Source organism: Paenibacillus sp. tmac-D7 (genome assembly GCF_006519665.1).
In the GTDB taxonomy this organism is placed as follows: Bacteria; Bacillota; Bacilli; order Paenibacillales; family NBRC-103111; genus Paenibacillus_G; species Paenibacillus_G validus.
Window position 1 is genome coordinate 101,834 of record NZ_VIDW01000011.1, and the last position, 18,346, is coordinate 120,179.

The 18,346-nt window shown below is 49.3% G+C and carries 17 protein-coding genes and 1 riboswitch; of the genes, 4 read left to right on the forward strand and 13 right to left on the reverse strand.

From position 1 onward, the window contains the following. Positions 1-3 precede the first annotated feature (3 nt). Positions 4-1,293, reverse strand: coding sequence for a nucleobase:cation symporter-2 family protein (locus tag FKP33_RS10430; RefSeq protein ID WP_054799227.1), 1,290 nt, complete (start codon positions 1,291-1,293; stop codon positions 4-6). Further along, a complete protein-coding gene (locus tag FKP33_RS10435) occupies positions 1,287-1,907 on the reverse strand; it encodes a xanthine phosphoribosyltransferase (RefSeq protein ID WP_054796137.1) in 621 nt (206 codons plus the stop codon). The genes FKP33_RS10430 and FKP33_RS10435 overlap by 7 nt, the downstream gene beginning before the upstream one ends. Positions 1,908-2,074: 167 nt before the next feature. Beyond that, positions 2,075-2,178: riboswitch (purine riboswitch) on the reverse strand. A gap of 182 nt (positions 2,179-2,360) precedes the next feature. Between FKP33_RS10435 and FKP33_RS10440 the strand changes: the two genes are divergently transcribed. After that, a complete protein-coding gene (locus FKP33_RS10440; RefSeq protein ID WP_054796143.1) occupies positions 2,361-3,119 on the forward strand; it encodes a DeoR/GlpR family DNA-binding transcription regulator in 759 nt (252 codons plus the stop codon). Between the two features lie 39 nt (positions 3,120-3,158). On the opposite strand, the gene FKP33_RS10445 is transcribed toward FKP33_RS10440, so the two are convergent. From FKP33_RS10445 to FKP33_RS10475, 7 genes are all read right to left on the reverse strand, one after another. Further along, positions 3,159-4,448, reverse strand: coding sequence for an MFS transporter (locus tag FKP33_RS10445; protein ID WP_127605238.1), 1,290 nt, complete (start codon positions 4,446-4,448; stop codon positions 3,159-3,161). Positions 4,449-4,494: 46 nt separating this feature from the next. Next, positions 4,495-5,334, reverse strand: coding sequence for a carbohydrate ABC transporter permease (locus FKP33_RS10450; protein WP_141334906.1), 840 nt, complete (start codon positions 5,332-5,334; stop codon positions 4,495-4,497). 14 nt (positions 5,335-5,348) lie between these two features. Then, positions 5,349-6,245 (reverse strand): carbohydrate ABC transporter permease, encoded by an 897-nt coding sequence (locus FKP33_RS10455; RefSeq protein ID WP_127605242.1) that lies wholly within the window; start codon positions 6,243-6,245, stop codon positions 5,349-5,351. Between the two features lie 84 nt (positions 6,246-6,329). Next, complete coding sequence (locus FKP33_RS10460) at positions 6,330-7,649, reverse strand: ABC transporter substrate-binding protein (protein ID WP_181410112.1); 1,320 nt, start codon at positions 7,647-7,649, stop codon at positions 6,330-6,332. Between the two features lie 131 nt (positions 7,650-7,780). Next, the gene (rpiB, locus tag FKP33_RS10465; protein ID WP_141334910.1) at positions 7,781-8,239 is read right to left on the reverse strand and encodes a ribose 5-phosphate isomerase B; all 459 of its coding nucleotides are present in this window, start codon (positions 8,237-8,239) and stop codon (positions 7,781-7,783) included. A 163-nt stretch (positions 8,240-8,402) separates the two neighbouring features. Further along, the gene (locus FKP33_RS10470) at positions 8,403-9,464 is read right to left on the reverse strand and encodes a LacI family DNA-binding transcriptional regulator (protein ID WP_141334912.1); all 1,062 of its coding nucleotides are present in this window, start codon (positions 9,462-9,464) and stop codon (positions 8,403-8,405) included. A 141-nt stretch (positions 9,465-9,605) separates the two neighbouring features. Next, positions 9,606-10,649: an oxidoreductase gene (locus FKP33_RS10475; protein ID WP_141334914.1), complete on the reverse strand. Its 1,044-nt coding sequence runs from the start codon at positions 10,647-10,649 to the stop codon at positions 9,606-9,608. Between the two features lie 250 nt (positions 10,650-10,899). Between FKP33_RS10475 and FKP33_RS10480 the strand changes: the two genes are divergently transcribed. Next, positions 10,900-11,472: a DeoR/GlpR family DNA-binding transcription regulator gene (locus FKP33_RS10480; protein WP_141334916.1), complete on the forward strand. Its 573-nt coding sequence runs from the start codon at positions 10,900-10,902 to the stop codon at positions 11,470-11,472. 84 nt (positions 11,473-11,556) lie between these two features. Here FKP33_RS10480 and FKP33_RS10485 read toward each other — a convergent pair whose 3' ends face one another. Continuing rightward, a complete protein-coding gene (locus FKP33_RS10485; RefSeq protein ID WP_141334918.1) occupies positions 11,557-11,970 on the reverse strand; it encodes a winged helix-turn-helix transcriptional regulator in 414 nt (137 codons plus the stop codon). 157 nt (positions 11,971-12,127) lie between these two features. On the opposite strand from FKP33_RS10485, the gene FKP33_RS10490 reads away from it, so the two are divergent. Beyond that, positions 12,128-13,333 (forward strand): MFS transporter, encoded by a 1,206-nt coding sequence (locus FKP33_RS10490; protein WP_141334920.1) that lies wholly within the window; start codon positions 12,128-12,130, stop codon positions 13,331-13,333. 112 nt (positions 13,334-13,445) lie between these two features. Continuing rightward, on the forward strand, positions 13,446-14,285 hold the full coding sequence (locus tag FKP33_RS10495) for an aldo/keto reductase (protein WP_372814122.1): 840 nt from the start codon (positions 13,446-13,448) through the stop codon (positions 14,283-14,285). 97 nt (positions 14,286-14,382) lie between these two features. Here the strand turns inward: FKP33_RS10495 and FKP33_RS10500 are convergent, their stop codons facing one another. Genes FKP33_RS10500 through FKP33_RS10510 form a run of 3 tightly spaced genes read right to left on the reverse strand, consistent with a single transcriptional unit; the run spans position 14,383 to position 18,034 of the window. Then, positions 14,383-15,651, reverse strand: a complete 1,269-nt coding sequence (locus FKP33_RS10500) for a nickel pincer cofactor-dependent isomerase, group 22 (protein WP_141334922.1) — start codon at positions 15,649-15,651, stop codon at positions 14,383-14,385. Between the two features lie 17 nt (positions 15,652-15,668). Beyond that, complete coding sequence (pdxA, locus tag FKP33_RS10505; RefSeq protein ID WP_141334924.1) at positions 15,669-16,664, reverse strand: 4-hydroxythreonine-4-phosphate dehydrogenase PdxA; 996 nt, start codon at positions 16,662-16,664, stop codon at positions 15,669-15,671. Then, the gene (locus tag FKP33_RS10510; protein ID WP_181410113.1) at positions 16,661-18,034 is read right to left on the reverse strand and encodes a four-carbon acid sugar kinase family protein; all 1,374 of its coding nucleotides are present in this window, start codon (positions 18,032-18,034) and stop codon (positions 16,661-16,663) included. The genes pdxA and FKP33_RS10510 overlap by 4 nt, the downstream gene beginning before the upstream one ends. Between the last annotated feature and the right edge of the window lie 312 nt (positions 18,035-18,346).

Below are 18,346 nucleotides of genomic sequence, written 5' to 3' on the forward strand. Positions count from 1 at the left end.
TGGTTAGGCGTCCTTCAGGACAGCAGACGAGGCGTCCTTCTGCTTGGATAAGAACAGATTCAACAAAATAGCGGTCAAGGAACCGGATACGATGCCGTTTTGCATGAGCATTTTCGCAAAAGCCGGCAGTTGGTCGAACATTTGCGGCAGCGTCGCCGAGCCCAGGCCGACAGCGATGCTGCATGCGGCAATCAGCAGGTTGCCATCCTTGCGCAGATCAACTTCTGACAAAATCGAGATGCCCGAGGCCGCAACCGATCCGAACATGACGATCATCGCGCCGCCAAGCACGGCGCTGGGGATGACTGTCGTTAAAGCCGCCAGCTTAGGCAGCAGGCCCAAAATAACCATGATGCCTCCCGCAGCAAAAATAACATCCCGGGATTTAACGCGGGTCAGCGAGATCAGCCCGACATTTTGGGAGAAAGCCGTGTATGGAAATGCATTGAAAATTCCGCCGAGCATAATAGCAAGACCTTCGGAACGCAGGCCGTTCACAATCTGCTTCTTCTCGACCTTCTGTTCAGTCGCTTTCCCTACTGCAAAATAAACGCCGGTGGACTCCACCATACTGACAATATTGACGATAATCATCGTGAAAATAGCCGTGATGCTGATTTGGGGAACGCCGAAGTAGAACGGCTGCGCAATGCTAACCCACGACGCTTCCGCAACGGATGAGAAGTGAACGATACCCATGGCATACCCGGCAGCCGTTCCGGCCACCAAGCCTACGAGCACGGAAATGGAACGCAAAAATCCGGTAGCCAGACGGTTAACGATTAAAATAACGAGAAGCGTGCCTAGCGCAAGCAGCAAATGATGCAGCTGGCCGAAATCGGCGCTTCCCTGGCCGCCTGCCGCATTGTTCATCGCCACCGGAATTAAGGAAAGCCCGATAATCGTTACCACGGAGCCGGTCACAATCGTAGGGAAAAACCTTAGCATTTTGCCATATAGCGGTGCGGCCAAAACAACGAACAAGCCGGACAGAATAATGGCTCCGTACGCGGTAGCCAGATTCGAAGCGGAGGCAATCGCAATGATCGGGCCAACCGCAGTGAAGGTGCATCCCAAAATAACAGGCAGTCTGCTGCCAAAATACTTCGTTCCCATGACTTGTAAAATCGTCGCGATCCCGCATGTAAATAAATCGGCTGCGATCAGATAAGCCATCTGGGTGCCGTTCAGCTTAAGCGCTCCACCCACAATCAGCGGCACGATGACAGCGCCCGCATACATCGCCAGCACGTGCTGAAAGCCCAGGGTAACCACTTTCTGTTTGCTTAACATCCTGCATTCTCCTTCATCTGATGGATTGACGTATCGTCTTCGTCTTCTACAAAGCGAACCTCACCTGGCGACATCGAGGCGATCCGGGCCAGGGCGTGAACGCGCACACCCTTTTGCTCCAGCAGGGCGCGACCTTCTTGAAAGCTTTTCTCAATCACACAGCCGACACCCAGCAGCTCCGCTCCCGCTTCTCTCACGATATCGACGAGCCCCACAAGAGCTGCGCCCGTAGCGAGAAAATCGTCCACAATCAGCACTTTATCGTTCGGGCCCAAGTATTTCTGAGAGACGCTGACCTGGTACGTCTCCTGCCGGGTGAATGAGTGCACGGATGCCGCATACACATTCTCGGAGAGCGTGACGGCTTTCTTTTTCTTGGCATAAATAAAAGGAACGCCAAGCGCGATCCCCGCCGCCATCGCAAATTGAATACCGCTGGCTTCAATGGTCAGCACTTTGGTAATCGGCTCATTGGCAAATATCCGCCCGAATTCCCGCCCGATCTCCAGCGCCAGCTGCGTATCGACCTGATGATTCAAAAATGAATCGACTTTCAGCACCGTATCGGACAATATGAGTCCCTCTTGACGTATGCGCTCTTCAAGTAATTTCATGCTACATGTCCCGCTCCTTCTCCAAAATAACAAAAAGGACAGACTCCCTGAGCTATTTCTCTCAAGTGAAGCCTATCCTTCCGGGCTTTTATCCCTTATGGTGTAACACGTAAAGTGTCTGCATCACTCGGACCAGTCCTTCTTCCGCAAAGCAAAAGAAACGGAACCCTAGATGCGCTCTCACTCATAGTCGGACGATTACAATGGTCATCCGGTAGAAACTTATGGGCCATATCCCCAAAATTATACGAGTCGTTTGAAGTTATACCATGTTATAGTACACACTCTTTCCTGCGTTTTCAAGAGGGAATTTGACACAACACGACAATTTTCGCAATTCTCCTGGTTCAGCTAGCTCGCTTCTACAAAGAACTGTGCTATATGCTGAGATTGAAGAAACAAGCAGCTGATTATACAATGAAGGGAGACATTCGGTTAAAGGGTGGGCCGCGCATGAATCAAGAGGAACGAATAAAAGCGATCGTGGATTATTTGAAACTGAATGCGAAGATCAGCATGGAAAAGCTTTGCTCCATGTATGGGGTTTCTTACGATACGGCTAGACGCGATTTGGTGAAAATGGAGCAGGATGGCTTAATCGTTCGTATCCGCGGAGGAGCTATGCTGCCTTCTCTAACTAAACATATTAGCAGCTACAAGGAGCGGTTGGGCGACACGGAAAACAAACGCTCCATCGCTTTTGCGGCAGCTTCGCTTATCCAGGACGGCGATTATCTGCTTATGGATACAGGCACCACAACGCAATATACGGCTGAATTTTTGACGACCCAAAATAACGTAATTGTGACCAATTCCATCGATATCGCAGCCATCCTGTGTGAGAAGCCTCAAACCACCACCCATCTGTTGGGCGGGCAATTGAATACTTGGCACCGCTACGCTTTCGGCCCTCGCGCCATCGAAATGCTAGCCGACATCAGAGTGGATAAACTTTTCCTCGGCACGTGCGGCATTTCGACCGAAGGCTTGTTCGCCCCTACGGTGGAGGAAGCCTACATGAAAAGAGAGATGATCAAAAGAGCAAACCAAATCATTGTGCTGGCCGATTCAGCCAAATTTGATAAGCATCTTTTCCACCGCGTATGCTCGTTCGACCCTATCGATATCCTGATCACGGACGCCGAACCGAAGCCGCCTTTCGATAAAATATTAACCGATTTCAACATTAAGCTTATGATCTCGCCGAGTTAGATCGGCAATGCGGCCTCACGCTCACAAACTGTGCGCGGTCTACGGAATTCTTGCAGGCGGCGGAGCTGAGAAAGCAAGCAGCGCCCCGATGGCCCAGAAGATGACCATCATCCATAGAATGGGGTTGTAATTCCCGATATGGTCGTAGGCCCACCCCAGCTGAATGGGGCCTAGTGCAGAACCGAAAACCATTGCGGTCGTTGTCACGCTGTTAATCTTCGCCAAATGCTTGCGGCCAAAGTAATTCGGCCATATGACGCTAAGAGGCGCATTCACCAACCCTTGACCGGCTCCCCATATCATGGCAAAGAGGTATATCATCGTTTCCGACTGCGCGGTAATCAGCAGAGCCGGGGTCAGCATGTTTAATCCAAAGGTTAAGCCGAGCATCGTGTGAACCCGGACGCGTTCCACAATAAAGCCCGCAAACAACGAGCATATGAAGCTGATCAAAGGAACGAAGCTTAAGATAAAGGCGGTTGTCATCCGATCGATCTGGTGTTCGTTCAAGATCGAGAAAATTTGGATGGTAATTCCGCCGTAGACCATAGCCGGTATCGCGGTGCAAACCAGTATAAACCAGAAGGCTCTTGTTCTCATGGCCTCCGATAACGTCCAAGAATCTTCGCCGGCAGAGCTGTGCGAAGATTCTTGATCCGAATCCGACGATGCATGATCCGGCAGCAACCCGACATCCTCCGGTTTATTTCGCACCCAATAAAAGGCTGCAGGAGCGAAACAGCATAATATGGCGGCTCCCAGCACCCTCCATGCCGTCTGCCAGCTATAGGCTTCAATCAACCAGTTATTCACTGGCGGAAAGACAGCCGCGCCCAGCAATCCTCCCAGACCGGCAAAACTTAAAGCCCGGCCTCTGCGCTTTACAAACCATTGGGAAACCAACGTATTTGGAATTAAAAACATCGATCCCTGTCCAAATAATCGTATCATCAAAAATCCGATAAAGAGAGTAACCGTACCTGCCGCAAAGCTGTTCCACAAACAAGCCAGTCCCAGCAAAACAGCAGTCCATGTCATCATCACTCTATGGCCGTAGCGATCGGTCAATTTGCCCACACCAAACAAAAGAATCCCGGCGATCATCGTTGCTAGCGAGTAAATGCTCGAAACCGTTGTTCGGTCCATATGGAATTGTGCCATATAAGACTCGATAAAGACAGCATTGGAATAGGCTTGGCCTGGTCCGGAGAAGAAGATGGCCCATCCGCTGATCAGCACGATGTACCACCCATAATAAATCGTTGTTTGTATAGGAACCAAGGGCATGCAGGTTCGTTTCGATACCATGTCGTCGTTAGTAAGCGGCACAAAACTCCTCCTGCCTGTGACAAGCGTCAAACCGGATATACCGGATTTATTTAATACCGGACGTTGCAATTCCCTCGACGATATATCGCTGGAAAAATAAGAAGATGAAGAATACCGGTATAATGGACAGCACCGACATGGCAAACAACGAACCGAGCGCAGCCTCTCCGCCCGCATCAGTGAACATCCGAAGCGCAAGCGTCACCGTATATTTCTTCACGCTGCTAAGATAAAGAAGCTGGCTGAAAAAGTCGTTCCAAGTCCAAATAAATGTAAAAATCGTCGTGGTCACGATGGCCGGAGTGGTTAACGGCAAAATAATCCGCGTATAAATACTAATCGGTCCGCATCCGTCTACGGTTGCCGCTTTATCCAGCTCTCGCGGCAGGGAGCGAATAAATTGCACGGTAAGATACACGAAAAATCCTTCAACGGCAAAAAATTTCGGTACGACGATAGGAAGTATCGTATTGACCCATTCCAATTTATTGAAAATAATATATTGCGGAACAACCAGCACATGCATGGGAATCATCATCGTCATCAACATCAGGGCAAACATCGCTTTCTTCCCTTTGAACTCCAGCCGTGCAAAGGCATACGCCGCAAGCGAGCAGGATATGATATTGCCAACGACGGCCAGCCCGACCATAAGCAGAGAATTCATATAAAAGGTCGTGAACGTAGTGCCCGATGTACCTTTCCACCCTTTGATATAATTCGAAAGTGTCAGGTTTCTCGGCCAAAGGCTGTTATCTGTCAGAATGGTTTCCGTCGGTTTAAATGAACTGATGATCATCCATAGGATCGGGTACAGCATGATGATGAACCCTGCGATGATGAGTGCGTGAAGCAGCAGCTTTTGAACCTGAACCCTCATTGCCATTATATCTGTCACTCCTAATCGCCGTAATGAACCCATTTTTTCGAGGTAATAAAGATCAACCCTGTAAAGAAAGCAATGATGACGAGAAGCGCCCAGGCCATCGCGGAGGCGTAGCCCATCTGAAAGTTACCGAAGCCGTTCTGGTATAAATACAGCGTATAGAACAGTGTCGAATTCACAGGCCCACCCGTACCGTTACTGATAATATACGCCGGCGTGAAGGCTTGAAACGAACTGATGATCTGCATGATGGCATTAAACAATACGATAGGGGACAAGATCGGCAGTGTGACATGATAGAATTGACTCCACTTGCCTGCACCATCCAGGGAAGAAGCTTCATAATAGTCTGGCGGAATTTGCTTGAGCCCAGCCAGAAAGATAACCATCGGGGAACCAAACTGCCACACCTTGAGAAAAATAATCGACCAGATGGCATAATCGGGCGTGCCTACCCAGCTTGGCATATCGATTCCGATCAAACTCAACACTTGGTTGACGATACCGCGCTCCCCGAACACCTGCTGCCACAGAATGGCAATCGCTACACTTCCCCCGATCAACGAAGGCACATAATAAACCGCCCGGTAAAAACCGAGTGCCCGTATTCCCTTATTCAGCACCAGCGCCAAGAAAAGGGCGAAGGCCAGCTCTAGCGGCACGGCAACGAGCACATAAGTTACCGTAACCTTCAATGCTTGCAAATACTGCGGATCCTTGCCAAACATGGTCACATAGTTTTTCAATCCGATCCAATTCGGCGAGGACACGAAATTGTAGTTCGTAAATGAGAGATATAAGGAACTGAGAATCGGGATGGCGTTGAACACCAGCAGTCCGATCAACCAAGGTGCAAGAAAGAGGTATGGTAGGATCCATAACCATCGTTTGCTTTTCGAAATTATCGGCATGGCATGAAATCTCCTCTGTATGCGGCTGGAGCTCAGGGCGTTAGCTCCCCGGGCTCCAGCCCTATTAATGACTTATCAATGGACTTATCGGCCCAGAACCTGATTCGCCTGTGCGAAGAATTCGTCAACCGCTTGCGGAATGGTCTTCTTGCCGAACGCTATCGCTTCATTGTTAGATAGCAGCAGCTTCTGAACCGATGTGCTTCCGCCCGGCATGGTTGGATATGGCTTCGTGGTCGGCATCATTTCATTAACGAACGCGTATTCCTTCTCCTCCGGCTTGCCAAGCAGCGGCTTGATCACTTCCTGCATTTTCTTGGAGGCCTGCGGACCATGCTCTCCCTTAAAGATATTAGCCGCATCCGGATCGTTAACGACAAAGTTGATCAGTTTAGCCGCTTCCTTCGGATGCTTCGTTTTTGCGGAAATGCCCAGCGAAGCCACGATCAGTGGAATTTTCTTTTGCCCGTTCGGATCCATCGGATAACTGACGATGCCGAGCTCGTCTTTGGCGCTGCCTTGATAAATTTTCAGCTGATTGGAGCTTTTGGTGATCATCGCTACCTTGCCGCGCGCAAGCATCGACTGTTCCTGCGTTTTATCCCCTTGTTCCGATTGAATCGCCGGAGGCGGGGTTAAGCCGTCTTTTCGCATTTGATCCCAGAACGTAAACCAGTCCGTCAAATCCTGTTTATCTATACCAAGCCCGTTCTCGGTAAACACTGACTTGCCTCTTTGCTGAACGAAGAGCTCCAGAACCCTGTACACGCCGCCCTCATCCTCACTCGCCCAAGCTTCCTTGCCCAGCGATTTTTGAAGCGCTTTCGCCGTAGCGACATAATCATCCCAGGTCCAGTTGTTTTTAGGCATGTCCAGACCGGCTTTTTTGAACATCTCCGTGTTATAGATGATCCCATTAATATTGTGCCCGAGGCTGATCGCATACAGCTTGCCATTTACTTTACCGCCGTCTACATCGACAGGGTCAAAATCGGAAACGTTGATATCCCCGGATGCGACTAGCGGATCCAGTTCGAGCATCATATTGCGCTTTACAAAGTCGAATTGGAAGAAGCTGCTTGTCTGCAGCACATCCGGCGCATTACCTCCGGCCGCCTGTGTCGTGAATTTCTCCGCGTATTGGTTCTCCGTCGTGAATTCACGGGAAACTTTGATATTTGGATTTTTTTGTTCAAACAAGTCGAAAAGTTTATTCATTTTATCATGGCGCGCTTGACCTCCCCACCAGGCTACGCGCAGCTCCACTTTCTCGCCGCTATCGGATTTGTCCGTGCTCTTGTTGCTCGCTGCAGGATCGTCCTTCGCGTCTTGCGCTCCGCAGGCGGTTAACCCCAAAACCAACATAGCAGAAATGATGGGCATTACGACTTTTTTAGACTTCATTGACTTCCCCTCCATTTATATAATTGATGAGATGCCAGCCCCGCATTCAAACAATCGCCGGACCCTATCGGATTCACAAGCTTAGCTGTATGCGCTTTCAACATCTGGATAACGCCGCGTCACGATGCCTTCTACTTTGGCACTGTAAACTGCCGCTCCATTTCATGCAGCTTTTCAACTCTCCGCCGGAACTCCTCTGCGGTGCTGAATTCAGCCTTCAAGAAACTTTCGAGCAGTTCCACGACGATGACAGGACCGATAATTTGTGCGCCTACGCACATCACATTGACATCATCGTGTTCCACACACTGATGCGCAGAATAAATATCGTGGCATACGGAAGCACGGATGCCCGGGATTTTGTTAGCCGCGATGCATGCCCCTACACCTGTACCGCATACCATAATGGCCCGTTCCGCCTCTCCCGAGAGGACTGCTGCACATACGGTGCGGGTAATATCCGGGAAATCGACGGGATTGCTGTCATACGATCCGAAATCCGTAACCTCATGACCCATTCTTTTTAAAGCTGTTACAACCGTTTCCTTTAATGGGAAACCAGCATGATCTCCTCCAACTGCAATTCTCATGTTCTCTTCCTCCAGTTATCTGCATCTGTCTTCATTCTCTAGTAAATTTTTTTACTGAACCAACGGTTTTATGTACAAAATGCGGTTAATCGTTTAAATGTAAGTGTGCAGAAAACCAACGAGAGTCCTTCGCGCCCGGCTTGCTTTGTGCCAGTCTTCAATATCATAAGCTCGATAGGACGTCTCTCAATTGGTCCGATGCGTCGGGGAATTGTTGGTCGACCTTGCATCCGCAGGAACGCCGGATGATCAACGTCGTATCCATATACATGATTTCCCGCTTCACTTGCCTGTCTTTAATTCTTGCCAGCATCAAGCTTGCCGCCTGTACGCCAAGCTGATAAGCGGGCTGCCTTACCGTTGTAATCGGCGGGTCTACGATATCCGCCCAGTCGGGATCGTCATATCCGAGAACCGCGATTTGATCGGGAATGCTGATACCGGATTCCTTCAAATATTTGTATGCCCCGAGTGTCATGGAGTTGTTGCAAATAAATACGGCATCCGGCTTCGTTTCCTGTTCCATCAGTTCTTTCATCTTGTCGTAGCCGCTCTGGATGGTGAACATTCCTTCCTTCACCAGCTCATCGGATAGTGTGACGCTGTAATCCTCAAGCGCTCTCTTATAGCCAATTAAGCGATCTTTGCCCGTGCTAATGGAAGAAGGGCCTGTAATAACGGCGATTCTACCGTAACCATGCCGAATCAGATGCTCCGTGGCGGAATAAGCTCCCTGTATATTGTTCGTCATGATAACATCGGAATTCATAAATTCCGGACATCGGTTCAGAAATACAATCGGCACGCCCGACTTGTCCAGCGAACGGAAGTAATCGCCTGTGTTCCCGGCGGATGAAACGATCAGACCGTCCACCCTTTTGCCAATCAGCACTTCAAGATACTTACGCTCCTTCTCAACGGAAGAATCCGTGTTGCACAGCAGGATGTTATAGTTGCTCTTGGCAAGCTCTTCTTCGATCCCCCGCACGACAAGAGTCAGGAACGGGTTGGCGATATCTGAGATCAACAGCCCGATGATTCGGGATTCCTGCACGCGCAGACTCTTGGCTACAATGTTAGGCTGATAATTCAGTTCCTGTATCGCCGCCTGAATTTTGTCGATGACTTCTTCGCTTACATATTTTGTTCCGTTCAGCGCATTGGATACAGTAGCCGTGGAAACTCCAGCTAACTTTGCTACCTCTTTGAGCGTCGCCCTCTTCAATTCAGAGGTTTCACCTCCTTTTTAATCGTTTAACCGGATTATAAACCCGACTGGTTACATATGTCAATAGTGTTGTCCCAGCTAAGCACCATTCATTCACTTTTTATTTTTTTGTCGGCCGTGTTTTAACGGGCGCCTCGGTTATTGAAAGAAAACTACTCGTTTTTCCTGACTGCTTTTTTTAACCAGCTCAATCACCTTAATGGTATGCATGGCGTCGGTTGCGCTTACGGGCACCGGTTTGTTATCAACAATCGCGTCAACGATCCCTTCATAATAGGCTTCGTAGGCACCTGTCGCTGTTTCCACCTTTCCTTTCAACACTAGATCGCCTACGCCTACCGTTAATTCACCGTAGTATTCGGCTTGATCCTTGCCCCAGAGAGCATCTCCCGGCGCTTTTCCTTGCCTTAATAAACCTTCTTGCGAATCCAGACCATATTTAATAAAGCTGCCCTTACTGCCATGGATTTGAAATTTGGGGCCGCCGTTCTTCACGATCGAACTGGAATGCAAGATCACTCTCAATCTTTCATACCCTAGAACAATGTGAAAATAGTCGTCTACGACCGAATTTTCCCTTTGCGCGAATACATCCCCATAAATGGTTTCAGGCAGCCCAAAGAGGTGGAGCGCTTGATCGATCAAGTGCGAACCGAGATCATAGAGCATACCCGAGCCTTCGATATTTTGCTCTCTCCATCGATGGGTGACTTCAGGACGAAACCGGTCGTAATGTGCTTCGTAGGAATAAATTTCGCCCATAACCCCCGACTCCACACATTCCTTGACGGTAAGGAAATCATTGTCCCATCTTCTGTTTTGGAATACGCTTACTATTTTATTTTGCTCGGCCGCAATGCGAATTAGATCCTCTGCTTCCTGCGAATGGTTCACAAATGGTTTTTCTACCACTACATGTTTGCCCGATAATAAGGCTTGTTTGGCATAGGGATAATGCGTTGTGTTGGGCGTTGTGATGACAACAAGGTCAATGTCGGGGTCTGAAAATAGTTGTTCCACTTCTGCGACAACCTCAACATGAGGACAAATTTCATGTACCTTCTGGGCATTCGACGAAACAATTTTGGAAATTTCCAAACCTTTAATCGTTTTTATAATAGGCGCATGAAACGTTTGTCCGGATAGCCCGAACCCAATAATACCCACTTTTATTTTTTTCACGAAGCCCACCCTCTCCTCATAATTAAAATATGCAATAATCATACGTTAAGTACTTAAATATCGCAAGATAATTTCAAGTTTTTGAATTAATAATTTGAATCATTTAAGTATTAAACTTATAATCAAACTACATCATTATTTTTCTGGAAGAGGTCTCAGCATGAATCAGGATGAAAGAACCCGCTCCATTCTTCAATATCTACAGGAACATCATAAAATTCAACTTGAAGATATTTGCGGGCTGTAAAATATAAAGAGTTACCGGGAACGGTTACATGATGCCGACAACAAACGCGCGATTGGCCGCATTGCGGCCACCCTTATTCAAGATGGGGACTATGTCCTCATGGATACGGCTACAACCATACAATATACCGCCGAATACATGTCTACGAAAAACAACGTGGTGGTAACCAACTCCATAGATATTGCCGGAATTTTATGCGACAAGCCTGACATAACCACGCATTTGCTAGGCGGCGAATTAAATGCCTGGCATCGGAATGTCTTCGGACCCCGCACGTTAGACATGTTATCTGATATTAAAGTAAATAAACTGATTGTCGGTGCGTGCGGCATTTCTTCCGACGGATTATCGGCGCCTTCTGTTGACGAGGCCTATGTAAAATTGGAAATGATAAAAAGAGCTGATCAAGTTATCGTATTAGCGGATGCATCCAAATTCGGTAAAAGCCTTTTTCATCGAATTTGCGACCTTGGGCAAATTCATGTTCTCATCACGGATCAAGAACCTGATCGTAAGATGAAAGATATTTTAATAACCCATCAAGTTGAAATTATGGTTATCCCTGCGGGAAGCTGACCGCACAAAGGGTCGGGGATTCCTGGTCCCCGACCCTTATCCAGTCCTTTGCTCCCGGTATGGCCACCTTGTCATGCTTGAACCTTAAAGCACATCTTGATCGCGTTGATCGCGGTTATCTGTCCCTTCTTTTACATGGTTATTTAATATGTTATCTTCCAGTACAGCAAATTTATCACCGTATTCTTTAATAATATGGTTTTCTCCCCAAGCGCATAGAGAGTCCAATATCGTTTTCAAACTCCAGCCGTACTCACTAAGCTCGTACTCCACTTTGGGCGGAATCTGATTGTAGATAATCCGATTTACAATCCCGTCCTGTTCCAACTCTCTCAATTGTTGAGTCAGCATTTTTTGCGTGATGCCCGGCATCAAACGCTTGAGCTCGCTTGTTCGTTTTTTGCCGCGTGTTAAATGACAAAGGATTACACACTTCCATTTTCCCCCGATGACCTCCAGGGTCGCTTCCACTGATATGTTATATTTCTTCTTGACCACAAGGTATCCCCCCGGACCTATTTATAGGAACTTTTTAGTACCTATAGTACTGTTGAGTACCTATAATACTAAAAAGTACGTACTATTCATTTATGTGTACTTAACTCATAATAGCATTTACCGGCCGGTCATTACCATACTATTAGGAGTGGAACAAATGACATTAGATAAAAAACGGAGTATATTGGCGCTCCTTGCGTTAGCGGCGAGTGCCTTTGCGATTGGAACAACCGAGTTTATCAGTGTGGGACTGCTCCCTCTCATCGCTGAAGACTTTCAAATATCCGCCTCGACTTCGGGATTAACCGTTACCTTATATGCTTTAGGGGTAACTTTGGGAGCCCCCATTCTAACGTCTCTGACGTCTAGTGTCTCGCGGAAATCATTACTGCTATGGATCATGATTGTATTTATTGCAGGCAACAGCCTGGCGGCCGCTGCGGATGGCATCATCGTGCTGCTGATCGCGCGCGTGATCTCCGCGTTATCCCATGGTATATTTATGTCGATTGGTTCCACGATCGCAGCCGATCTCGTCCCTGAGAACCGCCGGGCCAGCGCAATATCGATCATGTTCTCCGGTCTTACCGTAGCCACTGTTACAGGGGTGCCCCTGGGAACCTTCATCGGACAACAATTCGGTTGGCGAGCTGCCTTTATCGCCATCGTTGCCGTCGGCATCCTGGCTCTCATCGCCAATCTGTTGTTGATTCCTTCCGATTTGCGCGCAGGAACCAAAGCGCTGCTTCGCGATCAGCTTAAACTGGTTACGAACGGACGATTGCTGCTCGCATTTGCCATTACTGCCTTGGGGTACGGCGGCACGTTTGTCGTCTTTACTTATTTATCCCCGCTGCTTCACGACATAACCGGATTTAAGGAAAAGACGGTAGTCGCCATTCTTCTCGGATACGGAATCGCCATCGCCATCGGCAACATGATCGGAGGGAAAGCCGCTAACCGCAAACCTGTCGCTGCCTTGTTCTATATGTTTGCTTTTCAATCCCTGGTGCTCTTCCTGTTAACGTTCACCGCTCCCTTTAAAGCCGCCGGTCTGGTCACGATTTTCTTCATGGGGCTGTTAGCTTTTATGAACGTTCCCGGATTGCAGGTGTATGTGGTTATGTTAGCCGAACGTTTTGCACCGAATGCGAAAGATGTAGCTTCTGCTGTCAATATTGCCGCGTTTAACGCAGGCATTGCGATCGGGGCGTATTTGGGCGGTATAGTTACGGATACGATCGGCCTTATTCATACAGCGTGGGTGGGAGCCGTGATGGTTCTGGGCGCTGTTATTTTGACGGGCTGGAGTCGTGCCTTGGAGAAAAAGGATGAAGCCGCAACCGGGCACTGCCCCGCTTAGGCGCTGCACTCGTGTTCACCGAAGCATGAGGTGCCCTGCGCTTGCTCAGGAGCTGCTGGAACCTTGAATCGCGAATATAACTGTAATCTAAAATTTAGGAGGCTATTTGATTATGAAAAACCTGCAAGATACAACAACTCTGCACAACGGTATCCGCATGCCTTGGCTCGGGATCGGGGTATTTAAAGTCGAAGAGGGGGCTGAACTGGTACATGCTGTGAAATCAGCCATTCAACATGGTTATCGCAGCATCGATACAGCGGCTATTTATGAGAATGAACGAAGTGTCGGACAGGGAATTCATGAAGGCCTTCAGGAAGCTCATTTGTCCAGAGAAGACCTCTTCGTGACTTCTAAAGTTTGGAATGCCGATCTTGGATACGAATCAACACTTGCCGCCTACGAAGCAAGTCTAAATAAACTTGGATTGGCGTACCTCGATTTATACCTCATCCATTGGCCGGTGCAAGGTAAATATAAAGAGGCATGGAGAGCTTTGGAGACCCTATATAAAGAAGGGCGAGTCAAGGCAATCGGGGTAAGTAATTTCCAAATCCATCATCTTGAAGACTTAATGAAGGAAGCTGAAATTAAACCCATGGTGAACCAGGTGGAATTCCATCCGCTGTTAACTCAAAAGGAACTGCTGGAATTCTGCAAGAAGCAGAACATTCAGTTGGAAGCATGGTCTCCGTTAAGGCAAGGTCAACTGTTAGATCATCCTGTGTTAAAAGAAATTGCGGAAAAACACGGCAAATCGGTTGCCCAAGTCATTCTGCGCTGGGATTTACAGCATGGCGTTGTCACGATTCCAAAGTCAACGAAAGAACATCGGATTATCGAGAACGCGGCCGTATTTGATTTTGAGCTAACCCTTGAAGATATAGCCCGGATTGATGGATTGAACCAGGACGATCGAGTGGGTCCGGATCCGGACAACTTTGATTTCTAAGTGAACAGGCTCCCACATGAAGAAAGCCAACTCCCTTAACAGGAATTGGCTTCTTTAACGTGGCATGGTTCTATCATACAGTGGCGATACCCCGCATTTAGTGGTCAAAATCGCTCTTGGCAAAATAACCTGCCGCGTCAAACGCCATCTCTTCAGGCTCGCCAACAATTTCGATATGCGGAAGCTTGGCGACCTCCGGCAGCAGCACTTCCGATACGTAGGCATATTTCAAGTGGAGCGTATTAGGAATCCGGACAATGCGGGCCTGCTTTGGTTCAACGCCCCAAGTTGAGCGTAGAGCTACACGCAATGCCTCCCTGTCATTGTCCATGACGATGGGAATCATGGCACGATGCAGGAACGAGCTTGTTATCACATTTTCATTCATAGCCTGTAAATCGATTTTATGGAACAGCCGCCGTGTGGTCAGATCGGCAAGTCCGATGCCAAGCGCATTTCCGTGCGATGCCTCGCCGAGGTCGCTGGCGATAATATACTTGATCCGCGGACTGCTCGGTTCCTGCTCGCCCAATATCCGTATGCGGCCAATAATGTTCGTGTCCATACCCGTCCCACTGTAACTTTTGCCTATCTCGTCAACTACCAATACGTCAATATCCTCAACCGGCAGACTGGGCATGAAACTCTTGGATATTCGCAACAGTTCCCTCTCACGAGCCGGAATGTTCTCCGTAGGAACCGCTTCGATGATCGCCGTTTGATCGAATGCATTCTCGACAATACCAACCCCGAACAGAACATTCAGCTGATCCAGCACGACCTGACCAACCTCAGGCATAATGTCCCGAATACCGTGAATCCCGTAGCTGTGCAGCAGCAGTGCCTGCTTGTGCTTACCGACGCCTATAGCGGCCATCTTGAGCAAACCGCTCTCGATCCATTGCGCCGATTTGAAATCCGTATGCATTTTGATCCGTCCGAGCAAAATAAGTCCGTCGCTTGCCAAAATATGATTATCGGCATGTACCGGCATCCCGCTTGGCGTCGTCCCAATTTGGGTCACATCCATGCAGGATAAAATAGGAGCCTCGCAGAACTCCTCCGTCACGCCGAGACTATGAAGAATTTCAACCTGGCCCTCGGCCGTAGCCCCGCCGTGGCTCCCCATGGTGGGAATAATGCGCGGTTCTGCACCCAAATCTCGCAGCGCTCTTGCAATGGAGCGGATCATCAAGGCAATATTGGCAATCCCGCGGCTGCCCGCGGTAATCGCGATTTTCATACCAGGCTTGACTTTATCGGCCAATCCTATCCGTTCCATCTGACGAAATACTTCCGCTTCAATGTCTTCTATTACCGGACCGGTAAAGGTTTGTTTAATCTTCACGAGCTTCGGCAATTCCATAGCGTATTCCTCCAAACCTATCTTTTTGGCGCCAGCTCCACAGCTTGTCGGACCGCTTCCTTTAAGCTTAATTCGTCAGCTATGCCTTTGCCTGCAATATCAAAGGCCGTACCATGGTCTACGCTGGTGCGGATAATCGGCAGACCGACCGTAATATTCACGCCGGCTTCAAGCCCGAGCACCTTAATCGGCCCATGTCCTTGATCGTGATACATCGCCACGACGATATCGAAATCCCCGCGCACGGCCCGGAAAAATAACGTATCCGCGGGCAGCGGTCCCTGCACGTTGATGTTCTCCGCTTTGGCCCGTTCCACCGCAGGCACAATCTTCTCTTCTTCTTCACCATATCCGAACAAACCGTTCTCTCCGGCATGCGGATTAATTCCGCAAACGCAAATCCGGGGATCGGAATAGCCCGCTCTTTTCAGCGTGTCAGCAGCCATTCGAATAACCGAATATACCCGCTCCGGTGTAATCGATTTAACCGCGTCAATGATCCCGATGTGCGTCGTAACGTGAATGACCTTGAGCTTTGGGGAGCTCAGCATCATCGCATAGTCTTGGGTTCCGGTCAAATCGGCCAAAATTTCCGTATGTCCGGGATACCGATGCCCGCCTTTATGTAAAGCCTCTTTGTTTAAAGGAGCCGTGCAAATCGCATCGATTAGCCCAAGACGCGCCAGTTCGATCGACTTCTCCAGAAAGCGGAACGCCGCATCCCCCGCTAACGGAGAAACTTGTCCATAAGGCAAATCGCCGGGAAGCAAGTCCATGTCCAGGCAGTAGACGACACCGGCTTCTCCGCTCGCTTCCTCTACCGAGGAGATCGAACGGACGCGAAGGCCGGTCTGCAAAAAACGTTCCGCCCGGGTTAAAAATTTAGCGTCCCCAATCACGATGGGGCGGCACTGTTCATGGATGTGCGGATCCTGCAGCGCCTTCATAATAATTTCGGGGCCTACGCCTGCCGCATCCCCCATCGTAATCCCAATCGTCGGTCTATCCATCATATATTCCTCCCGCTGCTAAGTCCTTGTGCGCCGGTCTGATCGGCAACCCCGCCGCCGCTCATCGGAGAATGCCCCAGGCTCCTGATGGCACGGGCCGCAATAAGCATCGAATGACGATGGCCAAAGGCGCCGGCTTTCGTCACTATAGGCATCGTCCATGCGCCCTCTGTCAAACAGAGCGGAAGCCCCTCTTCCACTTCATCGATGATCCGTAAGCTGCGGACACCCAGGTGCTTGCATGTGCGATAGGCGATGTCTCCACCGGTTAATACAGCTCCCGCTAGCGATCCTTGCGACATAATGGCCGCTGCCAGCTTGCCCATGCCGTCGGCAATCCGATCTCCCCCATCCATGCCGCCGATGCCAGACTCCTGCAAGAACGCTTGAACCTGATTGCGCTTGGCGGCGGATACATCCGTGGAGATCACTACGCTTTTACCGGAAGCGATGCACTGCTTCGCCTTGCTGCTTATCGTTTCGATTTCCAGCAGTCTGTCATTTCCTTTATCCCCGTTCGCTTCGTCCAGAAATATCAGGGGGTCGATCAACAATGGCTCAAATCCATCCTGCTTCAGAGATTCAACCTGCCCGAGCGTCACAGCGCTGACGCTGCCGGCCATCACTAACACAGGAGGCCCCCCGCTGCCCTCCGTCGGCTGTACCGTCTGCAGCATCTGCCGGGGGTATTGCCCGGCCAGCGCCTCGGCAAGCCCTGCCGCTCCAACCCAGAGCACCCGCTGACCGGACAGTTCGGCGACAATCTGCTTGATATCGTCTTCCGTTGCGCTGTCAAAGACAAAAACGTTTTCTCCCGCACGCTGCAGCGCCTCGAGCTGGGACAACCACGCCCCGCTGCGAATCGTACTGATTCCGATCTCTCCGATCGAACAGTTCCACTGGCGTCTGATGATTTCGGAGACCTTCGAATGCGTAACCGGGAATTTGGGATCACGCGAGATCTCGCTATCTTCCAGCAGCTGCTGATGCACCAGTTGATAGCCGCCGACGGTTTTTCTTCCCTTCTGCGGATAAGCGGGAACCACGATCGCCGCCTTGAACAAGCCCGTTTCCATACATGCTTGAATTTCTTTACCGACATTGCCGCGCAAAGTGGAATCGATTTTTTTAAATACAATCTGATAGCTGCTCAAATCGATCGATTCGAGCAGCCGTCCCCATTTCCGGTAAGCCTCCTCCGGCGATAATGAGCGACTTTCCACATTAATTACACATGCCGTGCCTTCTGATGCAGGATCAGGTAGTTGGCAATCATCGATGCATACCACCGTAGGGATTCCGTGTTTAGCAAACTGAACGCCGGAATCGTTCGCCCCGGTCAGGTCGTCTGAAACAATTATGATGTTGTCCACTAGCCTCACCTCTGATTGACATTATGCCCACCGCTCCTTCATATAAGAACGGATTATTCAAACAGCATTGTGCATAAGAGCACGATGTCGCCCGGCTTGATTTTTGCCGTGCGATGACACAAGCGACCTGCTTGGCTTGCAGCTGCCGCATCAGATTAAACAGCCGTTTGACCTCACTGCTGGATAAAGGGGCCTTTTTGCAACATCGATCATCAGCCAACATTGTTGCAAAATGTATTTTTCAAAGCTTATGGCTTTACTTTATTTCGATTGTATCAGCCGTAGTTACAATTATCAACATATATTTTCCTG